13 protein-coding genes are annotated in these 13,011 nt (G+C 62.9%); 12 read left to right on the forward strand and 1 reads right to left on the reverse strand.

From position 1 onward, the window contains the following. The first annotated feature begins 326 nt into the window (after positions 1-326). From C491_RS16120 to C491_RS16135, 4 genes are read left to right on the forward strand one after another with little or no spacing between them, the layout of a single operon-like run. Positions 327-542: a helix-turn-helix domain-containing protein gene (locus C491_RS16120; protein WP_005558204.1), complete on the forward strand. Its 216-nt coding sequence runs from the start codon at positions 327-329 to the stop codon at positions 540-542. Beyond that, positions 529-1,128, forward strand: coding sequence for an HTH domain-containing protein (locus C491_RS16125; protein WP_005558206.1), 600 nt, complete (start codon positions 529-531; stop codon positions 1,126-1,128). The genes C491_RS16120 and C491_RS16125 overlap by 14 nt, the downstream gene beginning before the upstream one ends. After that, positions 1,125-2,288 carry a thiolase family protein gene (locus tag C491_RS16130; protein WP_005558208.1) on the forward strand — a complete coding sequence of 388 codons (1,164 nt, stop codon included), beginning with the start codon at positions 1,125-1,127 and terminating at the stop codon, positions 2,286-2,288. Before C491_RS16125 ends, C491_RS16130 begins: the two co-directional genes overlap by 4 nt. Then, complete coding sequence (locus C491_RS16135) at positions 2,285-2,662, forward strand: hypothetical protein (RefSeq protein ID WP_005558211.1); 378 nt, start codon at positions 2,285-2,287, stop codon at positions 2,660-2,662. The genes C491_RS16130 and C491_RS16135 overlap by 4 nt, the downstream gene beginning before the upstream one ends. Before the next feature lie 327 nt (positions 2,663-2,989). Here the strand turns inward: C491_RS16135 and C491_RS16140 are convergent, their stop codons facing one another. Then, complete coding sequence (locus tag C491_RS16140) at positions 2,990-4,354, reverse strand: TIGR00341 family protein (RefSeq protein WP_049892165.1); 1,365 nt, start codon at positions 4,352-4,354, stop codon at positions 2,990-2,992. A 184-nt stretch (positions 4,355-4,538) separates the two neighbouring features. Here C491_RS16140 and C491_RS16145 point away from each other — a divergent pair, with 184 nt between their 5' ends. The 8 genes from C491_RS16145 to phnE (C491_RS16180) all read left to right on the forward strand — a co-directional run bounded on the left by C491_RS16145 (position 4,539) and on the right by phnE (C491_RS16180) (position 12,621). After that, positions 4,539-4,976 carry a hypothetical protein gene (locus C491_RS16145; RefSeq protein WP_005558214.1) on the forward strand — a complete coding sequence of 146 codons (438 nt, stop codon included), beginning with the start codon at positions 4,539-4,541 and terminating at the stop codon, positions 4,974-4,976. A gap of 1,079 nt (positions 4,977-6,055) precedes the next feature. Continuing rightward, positions 6,056-6,853: an HAD-IIA family hydrolase gene (locus C491_RS16150; protein WP_005558216.1), complete on the forward strand. Its 798-nt coding sequence runs from the start codon at positions 6,056-6,058 to the stop codon at positions 6,851-6,853. Next, entirely contained in the window at positions 6,850-8,094 is a 1,245-nt protein-coding gene (locus tag C491_RS16155; protein ID WP_005558218.1) for an MgtC/SapB family protein, read from the forward strand. The genes C491_RS16150 and C491_RS16155 overlap by 4 nt, the downstream gene beginning before the upstream one ends. Positions 8,095-8,174: 80 nt before the next feature. Then, on the forward strand, positions 8,175-8,867 hold the full coding sequence (locus C491_RS16160; RefSeq protein ID WP_005558220.1) for a hypothetical protein: 693 nt from the start codon (positions 8,175-8,177) through the stop codon (positions 8,865-8,867). Positions 8,868-8,978: 111 nt separating this feature from the next. Beyond that, positions 8,979-10,097 (forward strand): phosphate/phosphite/phosphonate ABC transporter substrate-binding protein, encoded by a 1,119-nt coding sequence (gene phnD, locus C491_RS16165; RefSeq protein ID WP_083909371.1) that lies wholly within the window; start codon positions 8,979-8,981, stop codon positions 10,095-10,097. A 36-nt stretch (positions 10,098-10,133) separates the two neighbouring features. Continuing rightward, positions 10,134-10,967 carry a phosphonate ABC transporter ATP-binding protein gene (gene phnC, locus C491_RS16170; RefSeq protein ID WP_005558224.1) on the forward strand — a complete coding sequence of 278 codons (834 nt, stop codon included), beginning with the start codon at positions 10,134-10,136 and terminating at the stop codon, positions 10,965-10,967. A 32-nt stretch (positions 10,968-10,999) separates the two neighbouring features. Then, entirely contained in the window at positions 11,000-11,824 is an 825-nt protein-coding gene (phnE, locus tag C491_RS16175) for a phosphonate ABC transporter, permease protein PhnE (RefSeq protein ID WP_005558226.1), read from the forward strand. Continuing rightward, positions 11,824-12,621 carry a phosphonate ABC transporter, permease protein PhnE gene (gene phnE / locus C491_RS16180; RefSeq protein ID WP_005558228.1) on the forward strand — a complete coding sequence of 266 codons (798 nt, stop codon included), beginning with the start codon at positions 11,824-11,826 and terminating at the stop codon, positions 12,619-12,621. The genes phnE (C491_RS16175) and phnE (C491_RS16180) overlap by 1 nt, the downstream gene beginning before the upstream one ends. The last annotated feature ends 390 nt before the right edge of the window (positions 12,622-13,011 follow it).

Below are 13,011 nucleotides of genomic sequence, written 5' to 3' on the forward strand. Positions count from 1 at the left end.
GGTTGTGCCGGTAATAACTTACAGTAAACCGTATGACCGAACGTCGTCGGAGCTGAGGTCGACCTGCTCCGGAGAACGGTCTTCTCGGTCGACTCTCCAAACTATGTTGGAGTGGGAAATTTATCCTTTGTCTACATTCGGTAGAACGCGGACTATCCAGACGCTCTCTGGACCGCCGCACACGACTGGTCGTCGTTCGACGGCCACTCGTGGACATCACCCCTTTGCCGATTCTCTCCCTTCTTGTCGCCCGATACCGACAGCCGTGGTGTTCGTGGGCACGGTTCAGCCAATATTTATATCATAGGCCGTTGCCGTCCTCTGTGATGTCCACGAGCGAACAGAAGCTAGCGGTTCCGGATGAGCTTGGATCACCACAGGCCAAACTCGTCTACCTGACGCTGCTGGAGATGGGGGAGGCGACGGCGAACGAGCTTCAGCGACTGCTGGGGCTATCGAAACTGACGCTGTTACCGATCCTCTCGTCGCTAGTTGCGGATGGGTACGCCCAGCAAAGGAAGGGGACGTATGTCAGCCGGTAAGCGAACGGCGGTTCCGACCGCGACCGCGGATCCCGAGCGCAGTCTCCGGGTCGACTGCTACGTCCGACCGACCGTTTCGACCGCCGCCGACGGCGCGATCGGTCGCGTCGTCGACCGACTCGATCGACTGCAAGAGGACGGTGCCATCGACGAGTACCGGATCGTTCGGTGGCCGCCCGACGGGTACGCCGACGACGGCCGCAGATCGACGCGCAGCGAAATCGTCGCCGAGTTCGAGCGCTGGGCCGAACGGCAAGGCCGCTCGCTCGAGCCGGCGTTCCGGCGACAGGAGCTCTCGTCGTCGCCGCTCTGTCCGGGGGCCGGTTCGCGCGAGCGAGTCCGGGTTCCGATCGTCACGCTCACACTGTACGAGGACGACGAGAGCGAGGAATCGGGCGAGGACGGATCGGCGACGGTTCGCGGTGTCGTCCCGCACACGGATCGAACGGCGTCGGGCACGGATCGAACGTACACCGTCGAGGAGTGGCTCTCGGCTGCCGAGCGCAGCTCCGGAGCCGTCCCCGAAACGTCGGCGAAGGAAACGGCTGGACGCGACCAGGTGACGCTTCTGGAGGGAGGACGATGACGGAGTCCGACCGCGTCGCGGTGATCGGCGCCTCGATGACCCAGTTCGGACAGCGCGAGGAGTGGATCCTCGAGCTGCTCGCCGAGGCCGGCCTCGACTGTCTCGAGGATGCGGGCGTCGACGCCGACGAGATCGAACATCTGTACGTCTCGAACATGACCAGCGGGGAGTTCGAGGGGATGACTGGCGTGATGAACGCGCTGGCACACGATATCGGCGCGCTGCCAGCGTACACCCAGCGCGTCGACCAGACGAGCTCGAGCGGTGGGGCGGGGATCTACGCCGCCTGGCAGTCGATTCAAAGCGGAGCGAGCGATATGACCCTGCTCGTCGGCGGGGAGAAGATGACCCACCGGACGACCGGCGAGGCGACCGATATCATCGCGTCGATCACCCATCCCGTCGAGTACAAGGCGGGCGTGACCCTGCCCTCCTTCGCGGGACTGACCGCGCGTCACTACCTCGAGCGCTTCGACGCACCGCGGGAGAGCTTGGCGAAGGTCGCGTCGAAGAACCACAGAAACGGCGTCGACAACCCCCACGCACAGTTCCGGAAGGAGGTCGACGTCGAAACGATCCTCGACTCGCCCATCGTCGCCGATCCGCTGCGACTGTACGATTTCTGTCCGATCACCGACGGCTCCGCGGCGATGCTGTTCTGTCCGGAGTCCGTCGCCCAGGAGTACACCGACGAGTACGCGATCGTTGCGGGCGTCGACGGCGCAACCGACACCCACGTCGTCCACGAGCGCGAGGATCCGACGGTAATGGGCGGCGTTGTCGAGAGCGGGCAGGGCGCCTACGAGATGAGCGGCTACGGGCCAGAGGACGTCGACGTCGCCGAACTCCACGACATGTTCACCATCCTCGAGTTCCTGCAGATGGAGGGGCTGGGCTTTGCCGAGCAGGGCGAGGCCTGGGAGTTAGTCGAGGAGGGCTACACGGAGCGCGACGGCGAGTTACCGGTCAACACCTCCGGCGGGCTCAAATCGAAGGGCCACCCGCTTGGCGCCAGCGGCGTCGCCCAGGGCGTCGAGATCTACGAACAGGTGGTCGGCGAGGCCGGCGACCGCCAGGTCGAGGCCGACGTCGGGCTCTGTTGTAACGTCGGCGGCTTCGGCAACTGCGTTATCACCACTATCATGGAGGCAGCACGATGACGATGGAAGCGACCCGATACGACGACGGCACGATCAGCTACCCCGGCCACCCGCGCAGCCGGAACGGTGCGGAACCGGTCGGCACGATCGACCTGAGCGAGCACACCGCCGAGGTCGTGACGTGGACGACCAGTACCGCGACGCCGCCGGGCGTTCGGGAACCGAACCACCTCGCGATCGTCGAGTTCGACGTGCGTGAAGTCGTCGACGACGGCGAGACGTCGGTCCGAGCGCTCGTCCAGCTCACGGACGGCGACGTCGAGACCGGCGACGAGGTCGAACCCGTCTACACCGAGGAGCTGCGCGAACCCGGTGCGGGCATCAGGGAACCCGACAGCCAGGACTGGGACGGCTACCGGTTCGAACCGGTGTAGGACCCGTTTCGGTCCGCTCGCGGCCCGGCATGCGAGCAGCGGACTGACTCGCGCTCGAGGCGAACGATCGCTGGCTCGAGCGCTGCTTGAGACGGCAGAACGCCTTTCGCCGTTCGGAACGGTCCGTACTCTATGCGAGGCACGTACAGGTGCGGGTCCTGCAGCGCTCAGTTCAAGGCGACCCGTCGACAGTGTGGCGTCTGTGGCACGAGCGGGCTCGAGACGAGCCGCGATTCGTGTCGTGGCTGTGGAACGAGCTTCGAAGATTCGGCCGTCCAGCGATGTCCGCGGTGTGGGTCCGACGACGCCGAATCCGTCTGAACGGAGTCAGGTGTCGGCATCCGCGTTATTTACGTCGGCCTCATCGCCCTCGAGGTAGGCGTCGTTCCCGCCGGTCGCGACGAAGCGAACCTGCACCGCGGTGTCGCCCGTCGTCTGCTCGTTGATCCGTTCGTCGATCGTGTCGATCAGCTCCGCGTCGTACGTCCCAGGCGGACCGCCGACCTCGACGACGACGGCGTCGATCTGCTGGGTCGCGTCGAGCGAGCTATCGACCGGGAGCCCCTCCTCGCGGACCTGGACGTCGACCTCGAGCAGGTAGGCGTCGTCGTACTCCGACAGCACCGCCTCGGACTCCTGGGTCGCCGTCTCCTCGAAGGCCGACATCTGATAGGAGGAGTAGGTCACGCCGGTCAGAAACAGCGAGAGGACGAGGATAACGGCGAGAAAGATGGCGGCCTGTTTGAACACACGGCGCTGTGCGATCGAGATCCCGAACCCGCTATCGGGTCGGTAGCCGATGTACCACAGCGTCGCGAGGCCGGCAAAGTTGACTCCGAGGAGGTTGACTAACACGAGCACCGTCGAGCCCAGTGCGGCCGCGGGCATCCCCCAGGCCAAGGCGATACCGGCGGCAGCCATCGGCGGCACCAGCGCGGCGGCGATCATCACGCCGACGATAGCGACCGAGAAGCCGGTCGCGAGGCTGAGGATACCGGCGATGCCGGCACCCAGCGCGACGGGCAACAGGAGCAGCTCCGGAGCGATCCGCTCTGCCACCTCGTCGATCTCGGTGAGCTCGGCCCCGGGAGGAACGAGAAACATCGACTGGAAGAGCCACGCGACGATCGCCGCGATGACGATTCCGCCGAGAACGCCCGAGAACTGGTAGCGAAGTCCCTTGAAGAACAGGTCGCGATCGTTGACCACGGTCCCGATCGAGGCGCTCAACGCGGGTCCGATCAGCGGCGCGATCACCATCGAGCCGACGACGACCGCCGGCGAGTCGAGCAGCAGTCCGACCGTCGCGACGATCGAGCTGATCAGCGTCATCGCGAAAAAGACGCTGTAGGTCGGCGTCAGCTCCTCCGCTCGAGTCAGTAACTCCTGTCTGGAGATTTCCTCGTCCTGGACCGACTCCGTGGTGTGTTCCTGCTGGAGTTCGTCAAAATCCCTCGAGATAACGGTCTCCGCGTCGGTGACAACCGTGTAGGAGTCGTTCTCGATCCCGACGTTCTGAAGCGAGTCGAGGACCGGTTCGACCGCGTTCGTCGGCAGCGGAAACGAGACGATGGAGTCGTACTCCCGGGTCCCGTGTTCCTCCGTGAGAACGTACTCGACCCCCTCTTCTTCCAGTACGTCGAGCACCGCCTCTCGTTTACCCACCGGCACCGTAACCTGAATATGTCGCACTATCACGTACTGGATACAGACGACGAAAGTTCCTCGGGCGGAAAGTGCGTGTTCGGTTTGCGGGTCGTCGTTCCAGCCGATTCGATCCCCGTGGATCGCACATGTGACAGAAAATCAGGTTCGACGGACTGAACGTCCGAATCTCGTGAAAAGAGGATTTTACCGAAGACCGTGTGTCTCCGGTATGGATCGGCGAACCCTGATCGGGCTGACGGCGGGAGTCGGAATCACGACAGTGACCGGCTGTCTCGGGGCGGTTTCGGACGTGACAGGGTCCGAGACCGAAGAGACGGAGGAGCCGGCGGACCGCCTGGTCGTCGGAGACGGCGACGCGGAAGACGGAACCGACGTGATTGTCCGAAACGCCGGCCCGGAGGAGCGAACGGTCGGGATCGAACTCCGTCGTGACGGCGAGACGGCCCTCGAGCGGACGGAGACGCTCCCGTCGGAGGACGCCTTCGAGATCACGCTGCTCGAAACCGGAACCTACGATCTGATCGTCGAGACCGACACCGGACGGAGCGAGACCTCGGTCACACAGCCGACCGACTGTGCGGACGCTCGAACCGAGATCATCGTCTCCGAGTACGGACTCGAGACCACGACCTCGAGTTCGTGTTGAGGCCCGGTTCGTCGAGTGCTGGACGGATCGCGTCTCACCTCGCGGCGTTTGGGCTGTATACATATTGTGTATTTGATGGCTTGATGCGAAATGGCGAGATATAGAATTGTCAGTAGAAAATAGGGTTCGACTCTCCATCGATATAGATGTTATCAAAATCTGCATATATAATGGGCAACAACGTCCGGCATGTAGCAGTTCTTCAGGGGTGAGATTTGAACTTTGAGTACGGACAAGGGATTTCAAACGGATCTCGGTCGTCAGGGTAGAAGTTTGCAAAGGACACAACATGAAAGTACTGTCCTTCATGCCTAGAAATGTAACTAGTCAGGTAATTTGGGTGACAAAGGTCCGTCGGGCCGTAAAATAATCCTTACACTTTGACTCAATTTCAAAGCACCGCCGTCGTTTGGAAGCGGTTGCGACAGAAACCGACTGCACGGTGTAGTCTTACACACATACTTTTGTAAACCAATTACTATATACTACTATGTAGTCGAATATAGTACTATTTTCTGGAGATATTCAGCAGTAATATCGTCTCTACAGCGTCCGAACAACCGATAGAGTTCGTTCTCTCCGCTGGGAGAGCTATCGCTCCGGCGAGTATGTTCTATTTCAGCAACTCTCTACATATTAAATTATTATAACCACCGGAGAGGGACTGTTCGATGCGATGTTGGAATACCCATCCGAATCGTGTGAGGAAGTGATAATAACTGGCCCGAGACATGGGCAACAAGTCATCTTCTGGACGATACTTGGACTCACGTACAGAAGCGCCTATAGAGTCCCGAGGGGGGGGACCCAAACCGCAAGATTCGACCCGAGTGTCGGGTCCGTCCGCGACTTCGACCGTCGGCTGCACCGACTCGCCGACGAGTCGGTTTCTACTCCGCCAGCTCGCGGAAATCGAACGAACGATCTGACCTGCGATTCCCTCGGAGTCCGACTGCGGAATATATAGGACTATATAGTAAGATATAGGTACGACGGCCGGTCATACACCAGTTCGTGAACTCGCGTTCGTATGCACACCACGAATCAGTTCGGAAGGAACGATCGACAGACGGGGCGTGATGAGCGGTAGCGCACTCGAGGGTGCGGTAGTCGATCTCGACGGAACCGTCTACCGTGGGGATCGGCCCGTCGCCGGCGCTCGAGAGGGAATCGAGCGGCTACGTGAGTCCGATCTCGATCCGGTCTTTCTGACCAACAACCCGACCGGAACCCGGTCGGGCTACCGCGACCGGCTTCGCTCGCTCGGGATCGACGCGGCGACCGACGAAATCGTCACTGCCGCGTGGATCGCAGCCGACTACCTCGCGACGGCTCATCCCGACGATTCCGCGCTCGTCGTCGGCGAGTCGGCCCTCGTCGAGGAGCTACGACAGGCGGGGGTCGACGTCACGAGCGATCCCGACCGGGCTACCGTCGTCCTGGCGTCGATGGATCGGTCGCTCGAGTACGCCGATATCCGCGCGGCCCTCGAGGCGTTCGAGGGCGAGTCCGATCCGCGATTCTACGCGACCAACCCGGACCGAACGTGTCCGACTGAGACCGGTGAAATCCCGGATACGGCGGCGACGGTCGGCGCGATCGAGGGGACGACCGGCCGCGAACTCGACGGTGTCCTCGGAAAGCCATCGCGGTTCGCCGTCGAGGCCGCCGTCCGGCGGCTCGGAACGACACCCGAGCGATGTCTCGTCGTCGGGGACCGACTCGAGACCGACGTGGAGATGGGTCTCTCCGCTGGTATGACGACAGTGCTCGTCCTCTCGGGCGTTACCGACCGGGACGCGGTTTCGGCGTCGACCATCGAGCCGGACTACGTCCTCGACTCGCTCGGCGACATCGGATCGGTTCTCCAGCCATGATCGATATCGACGTACTCATTCACCTCGAGGAGGACGTAGCCAGGATCGTCATCGCGACGCTGCTCGGGATGTTCCTGGGTCTCGAGCGCGAGTGGTCCCAGAAGTCCGCGGGGATCCGAACGTTCGCGCTGATCAGCCTCCTGGCCGCGGTCTTTACGATCATCGACCACGAGGGACTGTTGCTCGTCGGCGGCCTCCTGATCATCGCACACGCCGTGTTGCTGGCCGTACAGAGTTTCATCGAGGACGATATCGACGGGCTCTCGCTGACGACGTCGGTGTCGATGCTGGTCGCCTACAGTATCGGCGCGCTCGTCGCCAACGGGTTCCTGATCGAGTCAGTGACGGTGGCGGTGCTGTCGTCGCTGCTGCTCGTCCTGAAGCGTGAACTCCACGAGTTCGCGTGGGGGCTCTCCCGGGAGGAGATGCGAAGCGCCGTCGAGTTCGTCATCCTGGCGTTCGTCATCTACCCACTTCTACCCGACGAGACGGTCGATCCTTGGGGCGCCGTCCAGCCGCGGCTAATCTGGTCGCTCGTGATCGCGATCAGCGCGATCGGGTTCGTCAACTACGTCCTGGTCAAGAAGTACCAGGGGCGCGGGATCGCCGTCACCGGCTTCTTCGGCGGGCTCGTCAACTCGACGGCGGTCGTCGCCGAGATGGGCAAACGCGCGGACAACCAGTCGGGACTGCTCGGGCTGGCCGTCGGCGCGATCCTGCTCGCGAACGCCGCGATGGCGGTTCGAAACGCCGTGATCGTGGTTGCGTTCGTTCCCGAAGCCGCCGTCATCGTCGGTGCACCGCTGGGTGCGATTGCGCTCGCAGGCGTCGGGATCGCGATGTGGCAAAGCGACTGGCGGACGGAGTTCGAGGCCGACCTCAACTCGCCGTTCAGTCTCCGGAACGCGCTCACCTTCGGTGCGCTGTTTCTCGCCGTCTTGTTGCTCTCGGTCGCTGCCGAGGAGCTGTTCGGGACGACCGGTTTCCTCGCGACGACGTTCCTGGCCGGGCTGGTCTCGAGCGGAACCGCGACGACGACGGCCGTCACCCTCGTTAGCACGGGCCAGATCTCGCAGAACGCGGCCGTCGCGGGTGTAATCGCTGGAACTGCGGCCAGCATCCTGGTCAAGACCTTCTTCGCCGCGAGCATCTCCCGGGAACTCGTTCGACCGGTGCTGTTCTGGAACCTCGTCCTGATCGGCGTCGGGATCGTCTTCGGCGCACCCGTGTTGCTGCTGTAGGTGCGGGGACGATCACGTTCGGGTCCAGCCCCGGATCATCGGCAGCGTTTTGGCGGCAGGCCCGATACTACCGCCAATCGATGCTCTTCGGACGCAACGAGGACGACCCGACACCCGGACTCGAGTGGGACCGGGACGGTCCCTGGTTGGACCACACCGAGCGGTCCGACCGGACGACGGTCGATTACGAGGGCGAAACGTACGTCTGTCGCCGCACAACGTCGACCGACGGCGACTGGTCGATCGCGTACGGTACTCCGGGAAGAGACGGTCAGTCCCGGGGCTTTCTGTTCCGGGAGGAGACCCTCGAGTGGACGACGCCCCTCGAGCACCCGACGCTCGGGCTCGTCGCCGACGACGGGACGGTCCTGATCCTCGAAGGCGGAGCTGCCGACCAACTGGACGGTACCGTTCGCGTGTTCGGTGCCGACGGCAGATCGCGGTTCGTCCGGGAGTTCGACGCGAACGTCTCCGACGTCGATCTCTCTGCCGACGGTCGGATTGCCGTCGTTCGGACGAAGTCGCCCGACGAGACGACGTACGTGATCGACGTCCCGGATGGGTCTGTTCGACTGACCCACACAAGCAAGTGGGCCAGCCCCGGCCACGCTCGGCTCTACTCGAGCGACGAGGGGTGGCTCGTCTACCTGAGCCAGTCCCTCGAGAAGAAACCCCTGTACGCGATCGACCTGGACGGTGGTCTCGTCTGGGAGGGACGGTCGTACCGGCAGATGAAGCCGCTGAGCGCCCGACTCAAATCTCGGCTATCGTAGTAGCGGAGCCGTCGATCGGGTCGGTCGACACCGTTTCCGAAGCGCGCCTCTGCCTACTGGGCCTTTTAAACCGGCAGCTATAAATATCAGGTTTATCAATACCATTTCGCAATGGCTCGAGAGAACATACCGTGCTGTAGCATCTGCCGGCGGGACCTGCTGGCGGGGGCCGGGGTTGCGGCGACGGGTGCACTGGCTGGTTGTGTGAGCGAAGACGAGGACGAGGGAATTCCGGACGACGCCGACGAGGACTTCCCGGAGTGGGACCCCGAAAGTCCCGAGTTCCCGCAGCGAATGTCGACGCTGATGGACTACGACAACGGGACCGTCGAGGACATTCAGGGCTTCGAGGAGCGCGACGAGCCGGTGTACGGCGATCCAGTCCAGGAGACGCCCGAGGACGAGGACGAACTGATCGATCCGGACACCCTTCTATTCGCGATGACTCCGACGGAGGATCCGGCGGCCTACGAGGGGATGTTCGACCCCCTCATCGAGAACATCGAGGAGGAGACCGGCCGGGACGTCGAGAACAACCTGGTCGAGAACTACGCGGCGCAAGTCGAGGCGATGCGCAGCGAACAGCTCCACATCGCCGGCTTCTCGACGGGTCCGCTCCCGTTCGCCGTCAACCTCGCGGGAGCAGTTCCGTTCGCGATCCAGGTCTCCGAGGAGGACGCCGGCTACTTCCTCTGGGCGATTACCCACATGAGCAACACCGATATCAACTCCGTCGAGGACTTCGAGGGTCGGGCAGGTGCACACGGCGATCCGTCCTCGAACTCCGGGAACCTGATGCCACGGGCGATCTTCGAGGACCAGTTCGGCGTCGAGCCCGACGAGGATTACGACGTCGAACATATCGGAAGCCACGAGAACCTCATCCTGTCGGTGTACCACCAGGACCACGAGGTCGCCCCCGTCTGTAGCTACTGCGTGACCCGCGTCGCCGACCGCGGCGACGTCGATCCGGACGATATCAAGGTCGTCTGGCAGAGTGACCCGATCGTCACCACCGGGTTCTCCTACCGGCACAATCTCCCGCCGGACATCCAGGAGGGAATCGAGCGAGCGTTCCTCGAGTACGACTACTCGGACACGGAACTCGCAGAGGAGTTCGACGGACGCGGCCAGTTCACCGAGATCGATTACGCGACCCACTGGCACGACATTCTCGTCACCCACGAGGCCAACGACGTGGACCTGACCGATCCGGGCGATATCGACTAACAGCGCGGCGACCACTCTCGAAATTTACTTCAATTCATGCTTACGATAACTGACCTCGAAAAAGTCTATCCGACCGGCGACAAGGCGCTGCAGGGGGTCTCGATGGAGGTCGACGGGAACGAAGTCGTCTCTATCATCGGCCCCAGCGGCGCGGGAAAGAGTACGCTCATCAAGTGCGTCAACCGGCTCACCGAGCCGACGTCCGGTTCGATCGTTCTCGACGGCGAGGAGCTCACGACGCTCTCGAAGAAGGAGCTCCGAAAGACCCGACGCGACATGGGAATGATCTTCCAGGAGTTCAACCTCATCGAACGCCTCACTGTTATGGAGAACGTGCTCTCGGGTCGACTGGGGTACATGGGCAGCTGGGACGCGTTCCGGCGCAACTTCGACGACGAAGACGTCCAGAACGCCTACGAGATCCTCGACCGGGTCGGCGTCGGCGGAATGGAGAACAAGCGCGTCGACGAGCTCTCCGGCGGCCAGCGCCAGCGCGTCGGGATCGCTCGAGCGATCCTGCAACGTCCGAAGATCCTGCTCGTGGACGAACCCACCAGCGCCCTGGACCCGGAGACGTCGTTCGAGGTCATGGAGATGCTCACCGAGATCGCCAGGGAGGAAGATATCCCCGTGTTGATCAACATCCACGAGGTCGAGTTGGCCCTCGACTACACCGACAGAATCGTCGGACTGACCGACGGAGAGGTCGTATTCAACGGAACCCCGGCGGAGCTCGACGAGAACGCACGGGATACGATCTACCGATCGGGCAAGTCCCGCGAGGAAACGGGGACCGAGAGCCAGCCCCAGTCACAGAACGAGTCGTCCTCGAGCGGGATCAGTGACGCTAGCAAGGAGAAGTCGTTCTAACATGATCGGATCGCACGACTGCGGTGAGATCAATGGGTAGTGCGGACCCCGAGCGCACCGGCGGCTACCCCTCGAGCTGGGAGCGGCCGACGGTGTTCTACAGCAAGAACGTCAAATACCTCGTCTACGGCGCGATCGGGCTGTTCGTGCTCTGGAGTGCCTGGGAGCTACGTCCCAGTCCCGCCCGCCTGATCGGCGGTGCGGACGCCGCGACGAGCCTGCTGGCGACGATGTTCCCGCCGGATTTCACTCCCGAGGCGCGGGGGCGAATCTGGACCGGGATGGTCGAGAGCATCGCGATGTCTATCGTTGCGACGGCGATCGGCGTCGTGATTAGCATCCCGATCGCCGTCATGGCCGCCGAGAACCTCGTTCCGCGACCGGTGTACTACGTCGGTCGTGCGCTGGTTTCGATCTCGCGGTCGCTCCACGAGCTGGTGCTAGCGATCGTCGCCGTCGTCGCCGTCGGCCTCGGCCCGCTCGCGGGCGTCATCGCCCTCGTGATCGCGACACCGGGGTTCTTCGCGAAGCTGATGGCCGAGGAGCTCGAGGACATCGACGAGGGACAGGCCGACGCGATCCGCGCGCTCGGCGGGAGCCCCGTGCAGGTCCTGTTGTACGGTGTCGCACCACAGGTGATTCCACGGATGATCGGTCTGATCATCTACCGCTGGGACATTAACATCCGGGCGAGTACGATCGTCGGCATCGTCGGCGCCGGCGGGATCGGCGTCACTCTGCTGAACTCCTTCGACCGGTACGAGTACGACTTCAGTCTCGCGATCATCCTCGCGATCATCGCCGTCGTCATGTTCGGCGAGATCCTGAGCGCGGTCGCTCGACGGAGGGTCCAGTAATGTCGTACGAAGGATCCACCACGTGGCGGAAACACGACGGACGGGCCCGCGCGATCAGGTACGCCGCCATCGTCGTCGCGATCGCGATCACGGCGCTGTCCTGGCGCGCGCTCGACATTCAGTACACGTTCGTCGTCGACGCGCCGCGGAACCTCGGCGACCTGCTGCTCCGGATGTACCCCCCGAACCTCGCCTACGGCGCGGAGATCCTCCCGCCCCTGGTCGAGACGATCAATATCGCGATCCTGGGAACCGGGCTGGCGATCCTGATCTCCCTGCCGATCGCTTACATCGGTGCCGAGAACACGACGCCGAACGCCGTCACCTACGCGCTCGGCAAGTTCCTCATCGTCGGGACTCGCTCGGTGAACGTGATCATCTGGGCACTGTTTTTCGTCGTGATCTTCGGTACCGGTGCGCTGTCGGGCGTGCTGGCCGTCGCGTTCCGCTCGATCGGCTTCGTCTCGAAGCTGATCGCGGAGGGGATCGAGGAGATCGACGCCGGACAGGTCGAAGCCATCCGTGCGATGGGGGGCTCGCCGCTCGACGTCGTCGTCTACGGGATCGTCCCGCAGATCAAACCGGCGTTCGTCGGCGTCGCGACCTACCGCTGGGACATCAACGTCCGCGAGGCGACGGTGATCGGCTTCGTCGGCGCCGGCGGGATCGGCGTCTACCTCGACACGGCGATCAACTTCTTCCAGTGGTCGAACGTCCTCACGATCCTGATCGCGATCCTCGGCATCGTGATCGTCAGCGAGGTCCTCTCGGCCTACCTGCGAAAGAAAGTGAGCTAACCACCGCATCGCTTGCTTCTCTCGGCTCGAGTCCCGCTCGAGCGCCAGCCGTGCAAACGAAACGACGGACTCGAGCCACTATCGATGTAACAACCAGTAGTAAAGTTTTGTTTGTGATACTGTACTGCTCGGCTGGGAACATCGGTAGTGCCTACTCGCGTAGCTCTCGTGGCCGTATAACGGATGTACTCGGTCGCTCGTGGCTCAAAATGCTCTTTCGCGATCTCGGTGGTCACCCTCGGAGCGTACCCAGAACGACTCTGGGGTGAAACGGGGTTTGAGACCCTGTGGAGACTACAAAAGGCCAGTGGGGCCGATCTGAGTGGCTTGCACGCGAGCACTAGGATTGCGTCGATCGAAGCCCTAGCCGATCAGATAGAAATTGTGTTC

Origin of the sequence: Natronococcus amylolyticus DSM 10524 (genome assembly GCF_000337675.1) — an archaeon.
Taxonomy (GTDB): domain Archaea; phylum Halobacteriota; class Halobacteria; order Halobacteriales; family Natrialbaceae; genus Natronococcus; species Natronococcus amylolyticus.

Excerpts from the sequence above, each read along its gene's own strand:
- C491_RS16120 (WP_005558204.1), top strand. The coding sequence starts at position 327 with ATGTCCACGAGCGAACAGAAGCTAGCGGTTCCGGATGAGCTTGGATCA.
- C491_RS16155 (WP_005558218.1), top strand. The coding sequence starts at position 6,850 with ATGATCGATATCGACGTACTCATTCACCTCGAGGAGGACGTAGCCAGG.
- C491_RS16150 (WP_005558216.1), top strand. The coding sequence starts at position 6,056 with ATGAGCGGTAGCGCACTCGAGGGTGCGGTAGTCGATCTCGACGGAACC.
- C491_RS16145 (WP_005558214.1), top strand. The coding sequence starts at position 4,539 with ATGGATCGGCGAACCCTGATCGGGCTGACGGCGGGAGTCGGAATCACG.
- C491_RS16125 (WP_005558206.1), top strand. The coding sequence starts at position 529 with ATGTCAGCCGGTAAGCGAACGGCGGTTCCGACCGCGACCGCGGATCCC.
- phnE (WP_005558226.1), top strand. The coding sequence starts at position 11,000 with ATGGGTAGTGCGGACCCCGAGCGCACCGGCGGCTACCCCTCGAGCTGG.
- phnE (WP_005558228.1), top strand. The coding sequence starts at position 11,824 with ATGTCGTACGAAGGATCCACCACGTGGCGGAAACACGACGGACGGGCC.
- phnD (WP_083909371.1), top strand. The coding sequence starts at position 8,979 with ATGGCTCGAGAGAACATACCGTGCTGTAGCATCTGCCGGCGGGACCTG.
- C491_RS16130 (WP_005558208.1), top strand. The coding sequence starts at position 1,125 with ATGACGGAGTCCGACCGCGTCGCGGTGATCGGCGCCTCGATGACCCAG.
- C491_RS16135 (WP_005558211.1), top strand. The coding sequence starts at position 2,285 with ATGACGATGGAAGCGACCCGATACGACGACGGCACGATCAGCTACCCC.
- phnC (WP_005558224.1), top strand. The coding sequence starts at position 10,134 with ATGCTTACGATAACTGACCTCGAAAAAGTCTATCCGACCGGCGACAAG.
- C491_RS16160 (WP_005558220.1), top strand. The coding sequence starts at position 8,175 with ATGCTCTTCGGACGCAACGAGGACGACCCGACACCCGGACTCGAGTGG.